Annotated in this window: 18 protein-coding genes; 2 read left to right on the top strand and 16 right to left on the bottom strand. The window is 61.5% G+C overall.

Going from position 1 to position 20,599, the window contains the following annotated elements; translation table 11 throughout:
* Positions 1–258 precede the first annotated feature (258 nt).
* From KDL09_RS20265 to KDL09_RS20210, 12 genes are all read right to left on the bottom strand, one after another.
* A complete protein-coding gene (locus KDL09_RS20265) occupies positions 259–528 on the bottom strand; it encodes a transposase (RefSeq protein ID WP_294389197.1) in 270 nt (89 codons plus the stop codon).
* Between the two features lie 131 nt (positions 529–659).
* Complete coding sequence (gene tnpB / locus KDL09_RS20260) at positions 660–836, bottom strand: IS66 family insertion sequence element accessory protein TnpB (protein WP_294389195.1); 177 nt, start codon at positions 834–836, stop codon at positions 660–662.
* 19 nt (positions 837–855) lie between these two features.
* Positions 856–2,928: a recombinase family protein gene (locus tag KDL09_RS20255; RefSeq protein WP_294389192.1), complete on the bottom strand. Its 2,073-nt coding sequence runs from the start codon at positions 2,926–2,928 to the stop codon at positions 856–858.
* A 400-nt stretch (positions 2,929–3,328) separates the two neighbouring features.
* Complete coding sequence (gene tnpB / locus KDL09_RS20250) at positions 3,329–3,616, bottom strand: IS66 family insertion sequence element accessory protein TnpB (RefSeq protein ID WP_294389191.1); 288 nt, start codon at positions 3,614–3,616, stop codon at positions 3,329–3,331.
* The gene (locus tag KDL09_RS20245) at positions 3,610–4,005 is read right to left on the bottom strand and encodes a hypothetical protein (RefSeq protein ID WP_294389188.1); all 396 of its coding nucleotides are present in this window, start codon (positions 4,003–4,005) and stop codon (positions 3,610–3,612) included. Before KDL09_RS20245 ends, tnpB (KDL09_RS20250) begins: the two co-directional genes overlap by 7 nt.
* Before the next feature lie 222 nt (positions 4,006–4,227).
* On the bottom strand, positions 4,228–5,352 hold the full coding sequence (locus tag KDL09_RS20240) for an ABC transporter permease (protein WP_294389187.1): 1,125 nt from the start codon (positions 5,350–5,352) through the stop codon (positions 4,228–4,230).
* A gap of 2 nt (positions 5,353–5,354) precedes the next feature.
* Positions 5,355–8,102, bottom strand: coding sequence for a ribosome-associated ATPase/putative transporter RbbA (rbbA, locus tag KDL09_RS20235; protein WP_294389185.1), 2,748 nt, complete (start codon positions 8,100–8,102; stop codon positions 5,355–5,357).
* A complete protein-coding gene (locus KDL09_RS20230) occupies positions 8,099–9,172 on the bottom strand; it encodes an HlyD family efflux transporter periplasmic adaptor subunit (protein WP_294389183.1) in 1,074 nt (357 codons plus the stop codon). Before KDL09_RS20230 ends, rbbA begins: the two co-directional genes overlap by 4 nt.
* A gap of 51 nt (positions 9,173–9,223) precedes the next feature.
* Positions 9,224–10,618 (bottom strand): efflux transporter outer membrane subunit, encoded by a 1,395-nt coding sequence (locus tag KDL09_RS20225; RefSeq protein ID WP_294389182.1) that lies wholly within the window; start codon positions 10,616–10,618, stop codon positions 9,224–9,226.
* 6 nt (positions 10,619–10,624) lie between these two features.
* A complete protein-coding gene (locus KDL09_RS20220; protein ID WP_294389180.1) occupies positions 10,625–13,765 on the bottom strand; it encodes an efflux RND transporter permease subunit in 3,141 nt (1,046 codons plus the stop codon).
* Between the two features lie 18 nt (positions 13,766–13,783).
* On the bottom strand, positions 13,784–14,872 hold the full coding sequence (locus KDL09_RS20215; protein ID WP_294389178.1) for an efflux RND transporter periplasmic adaptor subunit: 1,089 nt from the start codon (positions 14,870–14,872) through the stop codon (positions 13,784–13,786).
* A gap of 11 nt (positions 14,873–14,883) precedes the next feature.
* Positions 14,884–15,537 (bottom strand): CerR family C-terminal domain-containing protein, encoded by a 654-nt coding sequence (locus KDL09_RS20210; protein ID WP_294389176.1) that lies wholly within the window; start codon positions 15,535–15,537, stop codon positions 14,884–14,886.
* Positions 15,538–15,952: 415 nt separating this feature from the next.
* Here KDL09_RS20210 and KDL09_RS20205 point away from each other — a divergent pair, with 415 nt between their 5' ends.
* Together KDL09_RS20205 and KDL09_RS20200 are read left to right on the top strand one after the other, a co-directional pair.
* Positions 15,953–16,138, top strand: a complete 186-nt coding sequence (locus tag KDL09_RS20205; RefSeq protein WP_294389174.1) for a hypothetical protein — start codon at positions 15,953–15,955, stop codon at positions 16,136–16,138.
* Positions 16,139–16,312: 174 nt separating this feature from the next.
* Positions 16,313–17,749 carry a transposase gene (locus KDL09_RS20200; protein ID WP_294389172.1) on the top strand — a complete coding sequence of 479 codons (1,437 nt, stop codon included), beginning with the start codon at positions 16,313–16,315 and terminating at the stop codon, positions 17,747–17,749.
* Positions 17,750–17,818: 69 nt separating this feature from the next.
* Here the strand turns inward: KDL09_RS20200 and KDL09_RS20195 are convergent, their stop codons facing one another.
* The 4 genes from KDL09_RS20195 to KDL09_RS20180 all read right to left on the bottom strand — a co-directional run.
* Entirely contained in the window at positions 17,819–18,040 is a 222-nt protein-coding gene (locus tag KDL09_RS20195) for a hypothetical protein (RefSeq protein ID WP_294389170.1), read from the bottom strand.
* A gap of 135 nt (positions 18,041–18,175) precedes the next feature.
* Positions 18,176–19,138, bottom strand: coding sequence for an ATP-binding protein (locus KDL09_RS20190; protein WP_294389168.1), 963 nt, complete (start codon positions 19,136–19,138; stop codon positions 18,176–18,178).
* Between the two features lie 26 nt (positions 19,139–19,164).
* Entirely contained in the window at positions 19,165–19,581 is a 417-nt protein-coding gene (locus KDL09_RS20185) for a hypothetical protein (protein ID WP_294389167.1), read from the bottom strand.
* Between the two features lie 813 nt (positions 19,582–20,394).
* On the bottom strand, positions 20,395–20,599 hold a 205-nt coding region (locus KDL09_RS20180), incomplete at its 5' end, for a hypothetical protein (RefSeq protein ID WP_294389164.1).

Raw genomic sequence — 20,599 nt, 5'->3', positions numbered from 1 at the left:
CTCACCCGCTAGACGCTCAATTCATTGATCCTGAATCCACTAGCACCAAAAGGGCAGTGGAAAAAGTGGAAAGCTGAAAATCGCGTTTGCATGGAATTTGCGTGGTGGTGCCCCTACCCAGGGACAGACGGGGGAACGATAATAGATTTCCTAGATGCAAACAGGGCGCCAGCGTGAATCGCGTCAACCTCTCTTAAGTATTTAATTGTTTAAAAAAGTATTGATCCAAAATGAGTTCATATACTGTAAGAGCTGCTTTTAAGCCCATGAATCCACCTCAGCCCCCGGGTTTTCTTCAGTCTCCAAGGCGACGAGGGCGTCGCTGGAGGCTTCGGGCTTTTTTGCCTCAGCCGCCTCCAACCCCAGCGTGAGCTGGTTCACATCGAGCTTCTCACTGCTGGCGCCAAACACTCGCCGCACCAACAGATCGATCTTTTCCTGCTGTAACTTGATCACCTGCGCCTGCCTGAGATTCTCGGCCCGCAGCGCCTCCACTTCCTGAGTCAGGCGGGCTTCCAGCGGTGTCATCTCAGGCATCGGTGTGTGCCTCCGTTAAACACCGCCCGCGCACGCGCGCAACTTCCGAAAAGAAGGCGGTGGCCTGAAAGCTGAGATGGACACCGCCCGCGCACGCGCGCAACTTCCTTTGTGATATTCACTCAACTTTCCCGCTCATACCACGGCCGCAACCGCGCGCGGTGCATGTCCACCCCATCGGTCAAAAGCGCAAACGCCTCCGGCGTCAGCCGCAGCTTGGCCTGCCCGGCCTCCGCCGCGCGCGGCCAGCAAAACGTGCCCTGCTCCAGCCGCTTGAGCCACGCAACACACTGCGACATGAAGCAACGTCGTTCATAATCAAAGGTTAAGGAGTTGGGTGTTATTGTCAAATGGGGCGGATTTGCCAGTTTTAGCCTGTTTGGCATAGGTCCGGACGGCGGGAAGTTCCAGATCCTTGGCGTCGATCATCCACGGCGCTCCCTTGGCGGCCTGTCTCGCGGGCAGGATCTTGTGCCTAACCATCGTTCTGATAACGCAGTTGCTCACACCAAGCAGGCTGCCTGCTTCCGACATGGTCTTCCATGTGCGGGGCTGGGCTTTCGAGAACACGGGGATGTCGTTTTCCCTCCTGAGGTTCTTGACCCGCGTTTCGTTCCAACTGTTGCCCTTGCCGGTCAGCATGCCGGATCTGTTAAGCATGCTTGCGATATAGCCATCGCTCCAACCCGTTGCCAACTCCCTAACAAATTCGACAACATCAGAGCCGGTCGCATTACCGTTTTTCCCTGGCTGATTTTTGCGGACGCGCAATAGGGTATGCACTCCGCCGGCCCAGTGGATCTTCATTTCGATTTGGCCGCTTTCATGATCGATGTCGACGATCACCTCGTTGAGCACGGCCCTCAAAACACGCTTCTTCAATTCCACGGGAGTGGAGGCTTCGCTCCAAAGGGTGTGGAGATCGGCGCCCAGCGTGGTCAGCCGTTCCTTTTGGGAGGCGGTGAGCGGCTGTTCCGAGTGACCTTGCGCATCCAGGCGTCCCTCCAGTTCGGCGACCTGAATGAGTGCCGCATTCCAACGGCTCTCCAACTCCGCCGTGACAAGCCGGTTCTCAGGATCGGCGGCGTCATATTGGCGGCGTGCGCGGCCAGCCTCGTATCTTGCCTTTTCCAGGGCGAGTTCAAGAGCCTTGCGTTTCTGATTGCATTCTTCGTGGGACTCTTCCAAAACCCGCAGCGAGGCTTCCACTCCCAGCGGCTGGCAAGCGTCAAGAACCGTTTCCACGATGGCCTTTTCCACACGCAATGCCCCAAAGCACAGGCATGACGGTGCGCCCTGTTCTCGGTTGCCCGTCATGCACCAGTAGCGAGGAGCCCGCCCGCCGCGGCCCCGATAGCCGACGTGGAGTTTGTGGCCGCAACGCGCACAGCGCAACAGACCGGCAAGCAGGGCGCTGCCGCCGCGGGCCGCGCCGGTGCTGGCCTGATGGGATTTGGTCCGGTTTGACACGAGCTTGCTCAGGTTGGACTGATAGTCCTCCCACTTGATATATCCCGGATGATGATCCTTTAGCAAGACCTGCCACTGATCCATTTCAAGGCGGTGGCCTTGCGTCTTGAGGGGCCGCCCGTCCACAACCCGAGTGCGCGCTGCCGAGCGGCCCCAGGCAAAGGCTCCTGCGTAGGCGGGGTTCTTCACCATCCGCAGCAGTTGTTGGTAGTTGGGCAACCTCCACTCCAGTGATTCGTATCCATCACGCATGCGGGCCACTGGGAAGAGGATCTTCTCCTGATGATACCACAACAGTACCTGCCGCAATGAGCAACTTCCTTGCAGCCGCAAGAAAAAGTCGCGGATAGCCTGCTGAACTTGGAGGTCCGGCGTCATTTCGATGCCGACGCATCCCTTGCGGATAAAACCCACAGGCACCCGGGTCATCACCTCACCACGAAGCGCCTTCTGCCGGTAGGCCTCCTGGGCACGCTGGCGCAGTAGGCCCAGCTCAAACTCACTCATCGTTCCCTTCAGGCCTAACAGAAGCCGGTCATTGAGCAGGCGGGGGTCGTAGATCCCGTCGGCGTCCACCACCAAAGTGCGCGTCAAAACGCACAGATCAATGAGGTGGTGCCAGTCCCGGTTATTGCGGGCCAGGCGGGAGGCTTCCAGCGCGAAGACCGCGCCCACTTCGCCGTTGCACACGGCGGCAAGCAACCGGCTGAATCCAGGACGCTGTTGGGTGCCGGCACCTGAGATCCCTAGATCCTCATCGACGACAACCACGGAGTTGAATCCAAGTGTTGCGGCGCGTTCCCGGAGGGCATACTGCCGCCTGTTACTTTCTACATTTTGTTGCACCTGCTGGAGTGTGGACTGGCGGATGTAAATATAGGCGGCCCGGTCGCGGTGCGACTCGGTGATCTTATCGTTCATGGTTGTTCTTGATCTTGGGGTTCGTGTTTGGTTTTGATCGCGGCCAGCAACATCCCGCCCAAGAGAGCGATGCACTGACTGCGGTTCGGTTCAGGTAGGCGCTGATGATGGTGGGGACTGCCAAGTTCGAGGATCATCTGTCCGGCACGATTTACAGGCCGCCTCGTTCGGTGTTTGCTTTCGAGTGGGTCCATGCCCTCCAGTCCGGACTTTCGCCTGATGTTTTGCAAGCAGGACGCCCAACTCAACCAGGGCGCCGCATGCGATCAAAGGCTCATCAGCCATTTTAACTCCCGAACAAACCACCGGATCGAACATCCATGCGGGCACGCCGCGGGTCGACCGGTCGGCAAGCCGCACATAGACCATGCCCCTCTTGCCGCCAGCCGAGCCGAAAGCCTCATAGTCCTTCCCGAAGAGCGGATGAAATGGATAGAGGATTTTCGAAAACAAACCAATACGCGCATTGTGGAGCGTGCCTCTTGACCATCATCCACAGCCCCGTGCCATCCCAATACAATACCTTGATGAGCCGGCGGCTTTTGTTGGTAAAGACAAACAACGCTCCCCGCCGCACATCCTCCTGCAGGCGTTCAGCCACAAGCGCCTGGAGCGTGTTCATTCCCGCACGCATGTCGATGGGATCCAGCGCCACGAAGACCTTCAGACTGCCGGCAAAACTCAGCATGGCTCAGCGAGGGCTTGCAGCAGGCGCGCCAGCGGCGCCACCTGCGCGGAGTTGCTCAACATCACGCGCGCGTCGCCCGGCAGCAACACCTCCAAAACCGGCTCCGCCGGCGGACTGACCGCCGCCTCGTTGAAGACCGCCTCCACCAGGCGCATGGGCGCGAGAGTCATGGCCGCACGCTCGCGCTTGGCTTCATACTCACCGCGTTCATGGCGACGACGCTGCACCCAGCCGGCAAAAGTCGGATATTTGACGCCCGCATGCCGCGCAAACTCCGCGCCGCACAGCCCGCTGCGCTCAAACTCGTCGAGCAATGCCTCTCGCCTCGCCACAGGCACCACGACACGCCCCTGCGCGTCCCGCTTCATCAGCTTTCGTTCAGCACTCATCAGAGCCGTAGCCTATGCCTACGGCTCTGATGCTCGCGAGCGCCTCCACACGGTGCTCCGTTTGACGGATACAAAGCGATTTGAATCGGTGCTCTTTTAGCAACAGAATTTTCTATCGTAAATCGGAACAAACCGGTAATTGTAACCCGCGTCGCTACCACTGACTGACTCGCCAATACAATTGGCAGAAGTCCGTTTCTAATCCTTTGGTCACCTGATGGTTCACGTCATCAGGCTTATGGTTTTGCGGAAGCGGGCCAGGGCCACGGAGTAAAAGACCGTGCCGATGGCAAGCAGCAGGACAAACGGCTGCCACACCACTCCGAGGCCCGCGCCGCGATAGAGGATGGCGCGGGATGCTGAGATGAAATGGGTCGTAGGTGCAGCCTGCATGATGTTTTGGACGAATTCCGGCATGCTCTCGCGCGGGGTCATGCCACCGGAGAGTATTTGCAAGGGCAACAGGACTAGGATGAGCAGCAGGCCGAACTGCGGCATGGTGCGCGCCAGCGTGGCCATGAAGATTCCCATTGAAGTGGTGGCAAACAAATGCAGCACCGCGCCGGTCAGGAACAGCAGAATGGAACCCTTGATGGGCACATGCAGCAGGCCTTGAACGATGAACAGCAGGGAGAGTGTGGTCGCGACGAGGACGACGAGGGCCATGGACCACACTTTGGAAAGCATGATCTCGGCGGGTTTCACGGGCATGACGAGCAGGTGCTCGATAGTGCCGCGCTCGCGCTCGCGGATCAGCGCCGCGCCGGTCAGGACAATGGAGAGCATGGTGACGAGGTTGATGATTTCCATCAAAGCTCCGAACCAGGCCGGGGTGAGGTTGGGATTGAAGCGGGCGCGTAATGTCAGAGTCACGGGGGCCGCAGGGACGCCGCGATAACGCTGGAGAAACTCGGTGACCTCGCCATTGATGGTCTGCTGGACGTAACCACTGCCCGTGAAGGCTTGGCTCATCCGCGTGGCGTCCACATTCAACTGAAGTGCGGGACGCAGTCCGGCAAGAACATCGCGCTGGAAATCAGGCGGGATGATGATGGCAAAGGTATAATCTCCGGCATCCAGCCCTGCATCCACGTCGGCTGCGGAGATCATAACGGGTGGCATGAAGCTGGGTCGCTGAAAACTGGACGCGATCCGGGCTGAGAGCGGCGAGGTGTCCTCATCAGCGATGGAGATCGGGGCATGATGCAGTGCTTCCGGCATCGCCGTGGCAGATATGTAAACCATGGCCGTGAAGGCATAGACGATGAGCCCCATCATCATCGGGTCACGGGCCAGGCTCCAGAGTTCCTTCACCCCCAGGCGATAGATGTTGGCGAGACGGCTCATGATCAGGTGTCTTGCTTGCGGATCAGGGCAATCGCGACTCCCATGATCACAGGAACAGCCAGGATCAAAGGAATGAATGAGGCGTGGAGATCGGAAAAACCAAGCGCCTTGCTGAAGACGCCGCGACTGATCGTCAGGAAGTGCGTGGCCGGGTAGAGCCTTCCGATAACTGCTCCGGCACCTTCAAGAGAGGAGACAGGATTGATCAGGCCAGCGAACTGGGCGGTAGGAATCATGGTGCCAATCATCGTGACAAACATGGCCGCGATCTGGCTGCGCGTTAAAGCGGAGGCCAGCAGACCAAAGCTGGTGGCGAACACGACAAAGATGAGCGCGGCGGCGGCAAGCGTGGTGAAACTGCCTTTGACAGGCACGTCGAAGACGGTGACAGCCAGCAGTGTCATCAGCAGGAAATTTAGCATCCCGAGAAAGATGTAGGATGCTTGTTTGCCGAGGAGAAACTCGCTGCGCGTCACCGGTGTGACATGGAGGTTGACGATGGAGCCCAGTTCCTTCTCACGCACCACGGAGAGTGCTGTAAGCATGGCCGGAATCATAAGCAGCAGCATGGGAATGACAGCCGGAACCATGGCGGGCCGGCTGCGCACATCGGGGTTGTAGCGGAAGCGTGTCTCGATGTTCAGAGCACCCGAAGCGGACTCAGGCCCGGAGTTCCGCGCGGCCATTTGTGCCAGCCAGCCTTGATGCATTCCCGACACATACCCCTGCGCGGTCTCGGCACGCTGCGGCATAGAACCGTCTACCCACGCGCCGATTTGCACGGGGGCTCCACGCTGCGCGTCGCGGGCAAAACTGGGCGGAATTTCGATGGCGATCGCCAGTTCGCCGGAACGCATCCGGCGGTCGAGATCGGCTTCGTCAAGGATGGGAGCCTGCTGCACAAAATAGCGCGAGCCGGTGAGGTTGTGGACATAGTTTTGGCTCAGGGTGGTCTGGTCGTGGTCCAGCACGGCGAAGCTCAGGTTTTCCACATCCATGCTGATGCCGTAGCCCATGACGAACATGAGCAGAGCCGTGCCGAAGAGTGACATGCCGGCAAGCACCGGATCGCGGCGCAACTCCAGTGCTTCTTTCCGCATGTAGCTGAACGCCCGGCCAAAGGCGAAGCCCCGCTTTACGGGTGGTGCGGAGACACGGCTGGCGTCAGGCATCGGGGACACCGCCAGGGAGGATGCGGCTGGTGGATTATCGCTGGCCGTCGCCTCTCGAAGATGTTTGATGAACACCTCCTCCAGCGAGTGGGCACTGCTTTCCCTCACCAACTCTTCAGGGGGACCGCTGACGAGCACCCGCCCGGCGTGCATCAGCGAGACGCGGTCACACCGCTCCGCCTCGTTCATGAAATGGGTGGAAATGAAAATGGTGACTTTGTCATGCCGGGCCAGGTCGAGCATGAGTTGCCAGAACTGATCACGGGCGATGGGATCGACGCCGGAAGTCGGTTCGTCGAGGATGAGCAGGGTCGGGTTGTGGACCATGGCCACGGCGAGGGACAGACGCTGCCGGACGCCAAGGGGCAGCGCAACGGGCATCGATGTGAGCACGCTTTCAAGCCCGAAGCGCTTCACCATTTCATCCACCCGGACCGGGATTTCCTCCGCAGGGACTTGGAACAGGCGGGCGTGAAGAACGAGGTTTTGCTCCACCGTTAGCTCCGTGTAGAGAGAGAAGGACTGCGACATGTAGCCTACTTGCCGACGCGTGCCGACATCACGCGGATCGACCTCCTGCCCCAGCAGCCATGCCTTGCCCTCCGCGGGCGGCAGCAGGCCAGTGAGCATTTTCATGGTTGTGGTCTTGCCGCATCCGTTGGAGCCCAGGAACCCAAAGATTTCGCCGCGATGGATGCGTAGATCCACCTGCTCCACAGCGGTAAAGTCGCCGAAACGCATGATCAGCCCGCGTGCTTCGATGGCGATCTCATCCATCTCGGAAGGGGCGAAGCGAGAAACCACCACCGGATGGTGGAGACGCCGTTTTTCCTCCGGCAGCAGGGCTATGAAGGTGGCATCCAGGGAATCCGTCGCGGTGCGTGTGCGCAGTTCGGAGGGAGTGCCGGTGGCCAACACCTTGCCCGCATCCATGGCCACCAGCCAGTCGAAGCGCTCTGCCTCCTCCATGTAGGTTGTCGCCACAATCACGCTCATCCCAGGCCGTTCCTGGCGGATGCCGTCCACGAGACTCCAGAACTGGCTGCGCGAGAGCGGATCAACCCCGGTGGTCGGTTCGTCGAGTATGAGCAGGTCCGGGTCGTGGATGAGCGCGCAGCAGATGCCCAGCTTCTGCTTCATGCCGCCGGATAGCTTTCCCACCGGGCGGTCGAGGAAGGGCCGCAGGCCGGTGCGTGTCGTCAGTTCATCAATCCGGCGGCGGCACTCGGCGCGGTCATGGCCGAAGAGACGCCCGAAGAACTGCAGGTTCTCTTCAATGGAAAGGGTGGCATACAAGTTCTTGCCCAATCCCTGCGGCATGTAGGCGATGCGTGAGCATACCGCGCGGCGATGTCGGGCGCTGGCCATGTCGCCACCCAGCGTTTCCACCTTTCCCGCCTGCACCTTGTGTGCGCCTGCGATCAGGGAAAGGAGGCTCGATTTGCCAACGCCGTCCGGGCCAATCAAGCCCACCAGGCAGCCGCCCGGCAGCTCAAGGTCGATGCCATCCAGCGCGCGCGTGCGTCCATGTCGGAGGCTGACTCCGCGCAGGCTGGCGACGATGGCGGTGGTGTTCATTTGGGCAGTTTCACAACCAGATGGGACGGCCATTCCGCCTGCGCCTCCAGCTTCACCCACGCAACACCCGGCAGCCCCGTCTTCACGCGCTCCAGGTGCTCTCGCAGCAAGCCCCGATCTATCTGCGCCTTGACGCGAAACATCAATTTCTGGCGTTCACTGGCCGTTTCCACTGTCTTGGGCGTGAACTGCGCGACACTCGCAACATACGAGACTCGTGCCGGGATCACATACTGTGGCGCTGCATCCAGGATGAGCCTCACCTCGCTGCCGAGCGCCACCCTGCCCGCCACTGTCTCGGGTAGGAAGAAGGTCAGATACACGTCGCCGAGATCCACGAGGTTCAAAACCTTCCCTCCCGCGCCCAGCACCTCCCCCGGCTGCGTGATCAGATACTGCACCCGTCCAGCGCGGGGGGCTTTCAGCGTGCAGTCATCAAGTTCGGCCTGCACGCGGCCCACAGTCGCCTGCACAGCCTCCACCATCGCCTCAGCATCCTGCACCTGCGCGCTGGCTGCGGCTACGGCACCCCCGGCTGCCGCCACCTGCGCCTTTGCCGCCTTGATCGCCGCCTCTGCGCTTTTCGCGCGGGCACGATCATCGTCGAGGTTTTGTTCGGACACCGCATTCTTTGTTGCAAGCGATTCGGTGCGCACCAGCCGTTGCTGCGCCGCCTGCTCCTCGCTCTCGCGCTGGAGCACCACAGCCTCGGCTGCCAGTTTTTCGCTCTCCCGTGCCGTCACCTGCGCTTGGGCGGTGATGATCGCATTTTTCGCCTGCCGAAGCTTTGCCTGGGCCTCCAGAAGCTGGGCCTCCAGAATGTCGGTCTGAATCCGGGCGAGCACCTGGCCTTCCTTCACGAAATCCCCTTCGCCCACCAGAACCTCCGCCAAACGCCCCGGCACTCGGGCTGCGAGATTGATCTCGGTGGCCTCAATGCGTCCGTTGCCCGAGGCGATGCCAGGAGGAAGGCCACCGTCCTGACGGCGCTGCCAAAGGAAAATCGCCGTTAAAGCTGAGATGAGCACCACCACGATGATGATCAGACAGAAGTATTTGCGTGCATTCATGGATTTGGCAGAACGGGTTACTTCCCTCGAAACAAAATCAACTAATGGTCCTCACCACGCCCCGCCTAAGGCCTTGATGAGACGCACGGTGGCGAGGTGGCGTTGCGCGGAGATCTGGGCGGTCTGGCGTTCGGTGAGGAGACGCGTGCGCTCGGCGTCGAGGAGTTCGAGGTAGCTGAGGGTGCCGCGCTCGTAGGACTCGCGAATGAGGTCAGTGGCTTTGGTGGAGGCGGTGAGGGCATCGCCGATGGCGCTGGCCTGCTCGCGCAGGTAGCGGGTTTGGGCGAGACTGGTCTCCACATCGCGGATGCCGGTGAGGACGGTCTGGCGGTAATTCGCGATGGCTTCTTCGCGCGCGGCTTTGTGACGCTTGACGTTGAAGTGGATGACGGCCCAGCCGGTGAGAGGGAGGCTGACGCTGGGGCCGATGCTCCATACTTTGCTGTTGCCGGTGAGCAGGGTGTCCACTTCTTTGCTCAAGTAGCCGCCGGTGCCGGTGAGACGGACGGCGGGGAAATAGTCGGCGGTTGCGACGCCGATGTCGGCATTGCGGGCTGCGACGATGCGCTCGGCGGCGGCGATGTCCGGACGGCGCTCCAACAAGCTGGCGGGGATGCCTGCGGGGATGACGGGCGGGGCTTTGGAGCCGATGGGATGCTCGCGAAGGGTGAAGCTGCTGGCGGGCTGGCCGCACAGGAGGGCGAGAGTGTCGCTGGCTTCCTGACGCTGGCGCTTTACGTCGGCGAGTTCAGCCTTGGCAGTGGCCACTTCGGTCTGGGCTCGGGCGAAATCGGTCTCAGGGATGGCTCCGGCTTTGAACTTGTCGTTGAGAAGGTTCACAAATTTTTCCCGCAGGGCGATGGTGCGGCGCAGGGCGTCGAGTTCGGCATCGGCGGCGCGGAGCAGGAAGTATTGTGCGGCGACATCGCCAGTGAGGGTGAGGATGGCGCTGTGGTAGCTGGCGGAGGTGGAATCGGCGGTGGCACGGGCGCTCTCGACTTCGCGCCGCACCTTGCCCCAGAAGTCTATCTCGTAGCTGAGGTCGATGATGGTGCTGAAGCTGTTGACGCGACCACGCGGGATGGTAACGGGCACGGGGGTGGGCAGATTGCCGGAGAACTGCTCGCGCTTGGTGTCGCCTTTGAGGCGGATGTCGGGTGCCCATTCGGCGGCGCTGATACGAGCGGCGGCGCGGGCTTGATCGACGCGGGCGGCAGCGGACTTCAAGGATGGGCTGGCTTGAAGCGCGAGGGCTTCGAGGCGGTTGAGTTCGCTGTCGTGGAAAACTTTCCACCATTCGCCACGCGGCGTGTGATCGCGCGGGGCGGCGGGCTGCCAACGCCATTTGGCTGGCGTGACGTCAGTGTTGTCGGGCTGTTTGTAATTCGGGCCGACGGCGCACGAGGTGAGGCTCACCGCAATGGCTGCAAGGGTGGTCTTGGTCATGAGGTGTTATTGGTTTGGCTGGCCTATCTCGCGTTTGCGGGTCTTCGTTCCTTTGGTGAGTGCTTTGGCGATGCGCCTCTTTCTGATGCGATCTGGGAACTGAATGAGGTCGTCGAAGATGGAATAGATGACGGGCGTGGCGAGCAGCGTGAGCAGCAAGGATAGGCTCTGGCCGCCGAGAATGACGCCCGCCGTGGCATTGTTATAGGCGGCACCGACGCCCTTCGCAGTCATCATGGGGATCATGCCCGCGACGAAAGCCAGCGTGGTCATGAGGATGGGGCGCAGACGTTCTTTGTTGGCGAGCAGGATGGCATCGAGCCGGTCCATGCCTTTGGCACGAAGCTGGTTGGTGTGGTCGATTTGCAGGATGCCGTTCTTTTTCACCATGCCGAAGAGCACGAGGATGCCGAGCATGGAGAAGATGTTCACCGACTGCTGGAAGAGGATGAGCGAGAGGATGGCAAAGGGCAGCGTGAGCGGCAAGGCGAGCAGAATGGTGAGCGGATGCACCCAGCTCTCAAACTGCGCGGCGAGGATGAGATACATGAAGATGAAGGCCATCAAAAAGGCGACCATGAAAGCCTTTCCCGCCTTGGCCATTTCCTTCGAGCGTCCGGCGCTGCCACTGGCGTAGTCGGCAGGCAGGTTGAGCTTCTTCACGGCGGCGGCGATGCCATCAAGGATTTCGGTTTCACCCACTCCAGGGGCGTTGTTGGCGGTGATGGTGACCTGGCGGCGGCGGTTGAGGCGGTTAATCTGCGAGGGGCTGTCCGTGTTGTCGAGCGTGAGCAGATTGGTGATGGCGACGGGTCCGGCCTTGGTGGAGGGCACGGTGAGGAGGTTGAGGATTTCGCGGGTGTTGCGGTAGCTCTCCTCAGCCTGGAGATGGATGTCGTATTGCTCGCCGCTGTCGTCGAAGGTGGAGATGTCGAGACCGCCGACGAGCAGGCGCAGCGTGCCGGAAATGTCCTGGATGCTGGCTCCCATCTCGCCTGCTTTGTTGCGGTCCACGCTGCCGGAGATTTCAGGCTTGCCGGGAATGAGAGTGCTGTCGAGGTCGCGGATGCCGGGGAGGTCTTTGACGTCTTTGATCACTGATGCCGTGGCGCGGGTAAGCGTGTCGAGGTCAGGGCCGGCGATGAAATACTGCACGTTGGCGCTGGACTGGCCCGTGTTGAAAGGCGGGACAGAGAGCACGGTGATGCGCCATTCCGTGGGGAAACGCGGCACGATCTCTTTGCGCACGCGGTCCATGAGGGTCTGCTGGTCTTCGCGCAAAGCGGGATCATTCAGGCGCACGAAGATGCCTGCGAGATTCGGCGTGCGCTGGTCATTGTCCCCGATGGTGAGAAGTGTGCCGTCCACGCCGGGCAACTCGCGGATCGCACGGGCGAAGCGCTCGGCCATGAGATCGGTGGCGGCGAGGCTGGTGCCCTCCGGCGTGCGGATGTTCACCACGAACTCCGCCTCCTCCACCGGCGGCAGGAAGCTCTTTTGCACGATCTTCATCAGCGTGGGCACGGTGGCGAGAATGCCGAAGCAGCCCAGCACGATGATCCAGCGATGCCGCATGGAAAAGCGCAGCAGCATCATGTAAAACGCCTCCACCGGGCGGTAGAAGATGTTTACCAGATGCTCCAGCCAGGCGTCAAACCGCGTGGCGTGGCCTTTGCGGAACATGCGGGCGGAGAGCGTGGGCGTGAGCGTGAAGCTGACCAGCAGCGAAACCGCGATGGCGAAAGCCATGGTGAGGCCGAAACTCTTCAGGAACATGCCCACAATGCCGCTGAGGAAAGCCACGGGCACGAACACCGCGAGCAGCGATAGCGTGGTGGCCAGGACGGCCATACCGATCTCCTTCGGTCCTTCCACGGACGCGGTGAAGGAGTCCTCGCCCTTCTCTTCCATGTGGCGGAAAATGTTTTCCACCACGATGATGGCATCATCAATGACGATGCCGACCGCCAACGCGAGGGCGACGAGGCTGATGACGTTTAATGTCACTCCCTGCGCCCACATAACGCCGAACGCGGCGATGATGGAGGTGGGAATCGCGAGCGCGGAGATGATGGTGGCGCGTGAGTTGCCAAGGAAAATCAAAACGATCACGGCGGCGAAAATGGCCCCCAGCACCAAGTGCTCCTTCACCGCGTGAACGCTGGTGCGGATGACTTGCGACGTGTCGCGCACTATTTCGACCTCGTAGCCTGCGGGCAGCAGTTTTTTAACATCGCCGAGCTTCTCATTCACCGCATCCACCACGGCCACCGTGTTTGTGCCGCTTTGTTTACGGATGGAGAGCACCACAGAGGGCACGCCATTGTTACGGGCCACGGTATTTTGCTCCTCGGCCCCGTCTTCCACACGCGCCACGTCACGCACGCGGACCAGGCCGCCGTCCGCCTCGCGCAAGACGAGCATGCCGATCTCCTCCACGCTCCGTGCCTTGCCCAGCACGCGGAAGCCCGCCTCGCTGGCCGCATTCTTCACCGTGCCGGCAGGGATTTGCACGTTCTGTGCGCGGAGGCCGCGCTGCACGTCCGCAGCGGTCAGATTGTAGGAGCGCAGCCGCATCGGATCGAGCCACACATTGATCTGCCGCAGTCTTCCGCCCAGCAGCGTGATCTGCCCCACACCACCCACGCTTTCAAGCTGGCGCCGCAACACCTTGTCGGCAAACTCGGTGATCTCGCGCACCGGCTTGTCGGCCACGAGGGCGATGTTTAAAATAGGCGCGGCATCGGGATCGAGCTTCTCGATGATCGGCGCGTCCACCTCCTCCGGCAGATCGGGGATGATACGGGCGATGCGGTCCCGCACTTCCTGTGAGGCCACGTCGATGTTTTTCTCCAGCACAAAAGTCACCAGCACCTGCGAGATGCCCTCGCTTGAAATGGAGCGCAGTTCATCAATGCCTGCGACGGTGTTCACCGCCTCCTCAATCTTGTCCGTGATCTCGGTTTCGATCTCCTTCGGCGTCGCGCCGTCCTGCCGTGTGACGATGCTTACTGTGGGGAAGTCAATCTTTGGAAACCGATCCACCGGCAGCTTCGTGTAGCCTAGCACCCCCACGACGACGAAGACGAGGATGATGACGCTGGCGAAGACCGGGCGGCGGACGGAGATAGCGGCGAGCCATTGCATGAGCGTGTGAAGTGAAAATTAAGCGGCGGGTTCAAAGCGAAGCCCATCGGCGGCCTCTGCGCTGGGTTTTGCCAGCAATGGCTCACCGGCGGCGACTCCACGCCGGATTTCTGTGAAGCCCTCGCGCGTCTCTCCCACCTCCACGAGGCGTTCGGAGATCGTGTTGTCTTTGGTGATGACGAAGACCTTGCGGCGCGAGCCTTCGATGCGCAGCGCCGCCTCCGGCACCGCGACGGCTTTTTCCTCACGAAGCAGGATGCGCGCATCGCAAAAGAAGCCGGGCCGCAATTTGCTTTCCGCGTTGTCCACCGTCGCCTCAATCACCAGATCACGCGATGCCTCGCGCATCGTCGCGCCAAGGAATTTCAACTTGCCCGTGAAGCGCTGCGCCGGGAACGCCGCCGTGGTGAACTCCACCTCCTGACCGATGACCAGAGCGCCAACTTCCGTCTCCGGCACACTCAGCACGAGCCGTAGCGTGGACAGATCCACCACGCGGGCGACAGGGGAATCCGCCTTCACATACTCGCCTGGCTCCACCATGCGCTCCGCCACCACACCGCCGAACAATGCACGGATTACGCAGTCATCGAGCGTCTTCTGCGCCAACGCCTGACGTGCCTCCGAGGCTGCCAGTTCCGCCTCGCGCGCTGCGACTTCCGTGAGCAGCTTTTGGTAATCCGCATCCGCCACCGCCTTTTTCTCCGCCAGCGGCTTGTTGCGCTCCTGCTCGTTCTTCGCCAGCGCCAGCCGCGCCTTCGCCAGACCCACGGAGGCCGCAGCCTCCGCCAGAGAGAGCTTGGGCTGGCGCTCGTCGAGCTTAGCCAGCACATCGCCCGTCTTCACCACGGAACCACGTTCAATCGAAGCCGAGACCACTCGCCCCATCGAATCCGCCGCCACCACGGCGTCATTCTGTGCGGCGAGCTGCCCCGTCACACGCAGGAAACGCGGAAAGGCACGTTCAGCGGCCTGCACGGTGGCCCCTTTCACGATCACCGGCGCTACTTTCGGCTTTTCCGCCTGCGGAGCCGGTGCCGGAGCTTTGTTGCAAGCCACCAGCGCAAGCGCGGCAGCGGTTAAGATGCAGAGTGAGGTCGTTTTCATGCTAAAGTGCGTTACTTGGAAAGGGTTGTCTTTGGCGTCCCGAGTCCCCGGAGCGCCATGTCCGCGATGCTGTCCGCCAGCCGAGCGATACCCGCCTCCGCTTCCGGCACGGCAAATCCAAGCCGCCCGATCACCTCACGGCTGTGGTCAAAGTGGACGCACATCGCAACAATTTGATGTGCCGCCATCTCCCGCCCGGCCTTGTCCAGCGAGTCTCCCGCCAAGGCATTCACAATTTTGACGAGGTTCGCGAAATTCGGCTTGATGATCAGCTTCACCAGCTCGCCCAAGGCTGCCGTCGGCTGCCGCATCTCATGCGCCATCAGCCGTCCCAGCACCGGATGCGCCGTGCGTCTCAGCAGCACAAAGCGCAGGCAAAACTGAATCCATTCCCGCAATGACTGCTCAGGTTCCTCAGTCGGCTTCGGCGGCGGCTCCTGCTCAAGCAACTTCCGGTGCGCCGCCAGCAGCACCTCGCGGTAAAGCCCCCCCTTGCTGCTGAAGTAATAATTGATCGACGCCACATTCACCCGCGCCTTCAGGCTGATCTCTCGCACGCTGCCCGCCGCAAATCCCGCCTTCGCAAACACCACTCCCGCCGCCGCCAGGATGCGCATCTTGCGCGCCTTCGGGTTACGTTCTCGAGTGGGGCGCGTGAAGGTCATGGGCATTGGAGTTAAATGGCTGTTTATAAACGGACGTTCCATTAACCATGCGCAGACTCTTGTCAACGTGTGAGATGAGAATAGCCTGAGGGTGAGACAAGCGGGTCATCTACCAAGTGGTGTGGGCAATATGCACCAATTGGCAACACATCATTCAGGCTGCCAGGCCTCCATCGCGTGACTGGCTGCGCCGAGCGCACCAGCGTCATCGCCAGGGGTCGAGGGGATGATGTGCGGCGGCATGTCGCGAAGGGCGGGCATGAGCGTAGCAGCCCAGGCAAGAAACCGTGACCGCCAAGCCCTTGGGTGCGGCCCTATGGCTCACCTTGCGAAACAGGCCCAAGTCGCCAGCCACCCGTTGAACCCCCTGCCTCCCATCGAACCACATGATCCACGGCTGAATGGAATCGCCACCATGCCCATCCCCGCCGCCATCAAGCTGCTGGAGCGAGTCGCGCACGACGCAATGCGGCACCGGCTGGCGGGTTCGCTTGGATTCGTCTGGAGCATCCGCGACATCAACCTCGCCTGGAACAGCGTGACCCGCAGCGCGCTGGACGCACCGACCAAACAGATCCTCTACAACAATCTCTGGGGCTGAGCCGTTCCTTTCGTCATTCCGCGTGGAAACGAAGGCGGTCCCGGACCGCAGCTTCCTCATCACAACCATGAAACGCCAGTTCCCTCTCTCGCCACGTTCCTGCCCGCGCCCTCGAACTCCTGCCACTTAACAGCCTGTTGAAAAACTCTCTGTTTGGGTCGGAGGGGAGATCGCATGTTTGAACGGCGCAGCAAACTTGAGACGCAGGAGGAGATGTGGGTGGTGGCCAAGGAATTGCCCAAGGCGACGCCGGACGGGTTTTACCGTCGTGTGAATCAAACGCTGGAAAAGATCGGCTTTGCGGAGCAAGTCTGGACGATCTGCACACCGGCGTATGCGGATGCCGCCAAGGGCGGCCGTCCCGGCATCGACCCGGTGGTCTACCTGAAGATGCTCATGGTGGGTTTTTTTGAAAACCTGCCCAGCGAGCGCTCGATTGCGTCGCGCTGTGCGGACTCGTTGTCGATTCGCGGTTTTCTGGGTTACGGCCTGACCGACGCGACGCCCGATCACTCCAGCCTCAGTGTGATCCGCCGGCGGTTGTCGCTGGAGCAGTTTGAAGCGCTGCACATCGCGCTGCTGCGGGCGCTCTACAGCCACGGGTTGCTCAAAGGACGCAACCTGGGGATTGATTCGAGCGTGCTGGAGGCCAATGCGAGCCTCAGGGAACTGCGCCACCGCAATGACGAAAAGAGCTACTGGGAGTATGTGCGGCAACTGGCACGGGAGGCCGGCGTGGATGACAGCGACGACGAGGCGGTGAGGCGATTTGACAAGAAGCGCCCCGGGCGCAAGACCCGCAATGCGGACTGGGTCAATCCCCACGACCCGGAGGCGAAGGTGGGGCGGACCAAGCAGGGGGCGACCGACATGGTCTACAAGCCGGAGCATGTCAGCGACCTGGACAGCGGCGCGATCGTGCAGGTGGAGGTGCGCAGTGGTGATGCGGCGGACAATGACGCGAGCTTGAACCAGCGTGTGCTCACAGCGGTGGGAGTGTTGCTGGAGGTCGCACCGGAGGCGGCCGCTGGGAAGGTGGGCACGACCGTGGTGGCCGACGAAGGCTACTTTGCCCTGGAGCAGATTGATCAGATGCAGAGCTTGGGCATTCGCACCGTGATCGCTGATCCGCACGCACGCAGGCGGCGCAAAGACTTGCCCGGAAGAGCGCGCAGGACGCTGTGGCGGGCGAGGGCTGCGACTCGCAGCGAGAGCGGCAAGGCCCTGCTGCGGAAGCGTGGAGAGCATTTGGAACGCGGCTTTGCGCACATGTTGGACCATGGCGGGTTGCGGCGGGCGACGTTGCGCGGCAGGGAGAATCTGACCAAGCGGCACATGGTGGCGGCGCTGAGCTTCAATCTCAGCCTGCTGCTGCGCGGCCTCTTTGGCATTGGAACCGCCAAGCAATGGCTGGCGGGACCGCTCAAGAGGCTCCAAGCACGACTCATGGCCGCATTTTGGCGCTGGATGGCGCGCGGCAGTGATTTCGTCGACCTGCTATCGCGACTTTTGGCCGCGCTCGGCATCGGCAAGCTCAGACGCGTGTTTTTGCCGGTGCTCGCTTCAACCTCTCGTTTTTCAACAGGCTGTAAGGCGAGGCTACGGCTCTGATGACTCACGAATCAACGCTGATGGGGCGGGCGTGGCGTCTGCAGTCCCACTGGAAAACCCTGGCTAGGCTCACTCCCCAGTCTTTGCCTGCTCCGCTTTGGCCTCGGCCTTCTTCTCCTTCTTGATCTTGGCCCAGCGCTTCTTTTGCGCAGCCACGATCCGAGCGCGGGCTTCCTCGCTCATATGGCGTTTGGGCTTTTTCTCTTTGGCTGGTTTGTCGGCCTTGGCTGGACGACCGCGACGGCGGCCTGGCTTGCCGGCTACGGCCTTTGGGGCCTCTCCGCCAAACATGGCAGCGAGTTCGGCCTGCAGTTTCTAAATCTGTTCGGCCACCTCAATGGCACGCTTCAGGTTCTCAAGGGAAGGGGTAATCATGGCAGTGCCTCGTTTGTAATGCGACGCACCGCTGCGGGCAAGGGGAACTTATCACGAGCAGAAGCCGATTCGCCGCTTGCGCCGGCCTTTCTCGCCCGAGTGTTCAGCCTTCGCTTTCTTCACTTTGGCGATCTGCTTTTCGAGGATTTCCTGTGTCACCCGCCACTGTGCTGGATCGGGGTCCGTGCTGCCCGCATGGATGGCATTCAGGCAGAGGGTGAGGATATCGCCGCCGCTAAGGCCCCGTGAAAGCTCCGCGAGAACCGCGAAATCCGCCGTCACCCGCTCGGCGTTGGGGAGATGGAGGGCGAATAGCTCCCTGCGCATGGAAGCGTTGGGAAGCCGGAAGTGGATGTGGCTCTGGATGCGCCGCAGCAGGGCAGGGTCGTAGTTCTCAAACAGGTTCGTGGTCACAATCACCACCCCATCAAACCGGTCCAGCTCCTGCATCAGCGTGTTGCGGTTCTGGTTGATGCTGGTGGAGCACGATTCGCCAGTGGCCGCCCGGCGCGAGAGCAGGCTGTCCGCCTCGTCGAAGAACAGAATGGCGCCCAGTTCCCGCGCGCTTTGGAAAGCGGCTTTGATGTGCTTGGCCGTATCGCCCAAGTACTTCGAGATCACCGCCGAGTAGTCCACCTGATAGAGCGGCTTGCCGAGGCGGTGGGCAATGCCCAGGGCGGCGCGCGTCTTGCCCGTGCCGGGCGGGCCGTAGAAGTTGAGGATGCAGCGGCCCTGCATCGGTTGGATGGAGCTGAGGTCCCAGATGCGCTCCAGATCGGCACGTTTCTCCAGGGCACGCAGAGCGCTCTGGATGTCCGTCTTGACCTCGGGATGCAGGATCAATTTGTCGAGGCAGTGGCGGGCCTCAGGCTGCACGAGGAGGCCAAGTTCAGGAGCCGGCTCCTCCGCTTCGCGCCTGTGTCGACGCGGGTTGCGGTGATCATCGACGGTGGCGGCATCCGGCGGCAGTTCGATCTCAGGGGTGTGGCGTGTGGGCATGGGCTGGGTGGGCATGGCGTGGATTGAGTGCTGAGGTTGAATCATGAGAAACATTCTTCCGCCCACTCGCGGGCGGACTCGGTGATGATGCGGATAAACTCCTTCGGCTGGGCGGCCACAGAGCTCTGCTGGATCAGATGGAGGTAGGAGTTCAAGGCCGCGCACACGGCGGCGCCGAGCTGGATCTCCGGGTCATTGAGCTCGAGCACAGTCTCCCAGTAACCAATGCGCTCGCGCAGGCTGTTGAAACGCTTCGGATCAGGCAGCGGCTGTTCGCGCATGTGGTTGTTGGAGGTCGGTTGCGGAGCTCCGGTGACAAGGCGTGCCGGGATGAACTCTTGCGCTTTGGCACAGGCCCAGAGGATGGCGTAACCATCCATCCGGTCGTGGATGGCAATGTGGCGCACGGCGGGTGAGCCGATGAGCACGTAGGGGATGCGTTCGGGTGAGTCAGGCATGGCTTGGGTTGCAGGGTTGGCGGTTGACCGCGGGTTGTGGGTTCAGCCAAGCAGCACCAGGGCAGCCATCAGACCGGCCACCGCCAGCCATGCGAACAAGGGTTCAAGGTCGGGCGAGGGGTGGTAGGATGAGCGGCGTCGGCGAGGCTTGGACATGCCTCCTGCCTCGTCACCGTGACTTCGTGTGTCGCACCGTTTTGATCACCATTTTGCTGGCCCGTGGTCGAACACACTCGGCCTGCCCTTGCGAATTTGTGATTTTGGGGGATGCTGGATTTGCCAGCTCGATCCCCGTCGGTTTTGGCCGTGATGAACCCGTAGGCCCCCGGGCCGCAGCAGAGTTCGCGGGGATGAGCTGGCACCTTCGCTTCTTGACATCGCGAGTCGATCGAGCATCAATGCTGTGCGCGCCCGAGGAAGGAGTCTGTTCCGTTTGACCTTGGAGCTGCACCGGAAGGCTGACAGAACCAGCCCCGCCTTGAGCGGCAGGGCCGGATATCCGCTGAGCTTGCTCAGCACAAGCACCCTCGATCACTTTGGTGGTCGGGGGCGTTTTGTTTGGCATTCACAACCTGGCTGCCCCTTGCTCACGGTCTCAGGTGCGCCTGCTTGGAGGCGATTGCCGTCGGAGTGCCCGCAGACACGCTGCGGCTTCGGTTCGCTCGATTGCAACTTTAACCATCGGCATGCAGTGGTAGATGACCCAGGCGGGATGCTTGCCGCCGTGTTGAGTCACCAGGCGTCCGCGGGGAAAGAGGTAGGTCTTCATCATCGTGCGCTGGATTGAGAGGCTGGAATGCGCTGGAGGACCGCTTATTTGTACGCAGGTTGCGTAGTCGGATGGCCAGAAAAAGCCGCCTCCAGTCTCGCTCGATCCGTGCACCGGGTGAGTTGCCGGGCGTAGCTGGGCATCTTGCGCAACAAAAGCGTCATCTGCCTCGGACTGAGGGTGCCGCGCCTTTGATACTGCCGCGCAAAGCTGGAGAGAATCTCGGCATCCGGACCGGAGAATCCGATG

It is taken from the genome of Prosthecobacter sp. (genome assembly GCF_020439865.1).
Lineage (GTDB): Bacteria > Verrucomicrobiota > Verrucomicrobiia > Verrucomicrobiales > Verrucomicrobiaceae > Prosthecobacter.
This window is presented reverse-complemented; position numbering and strand designations above follow the sequence as displayed.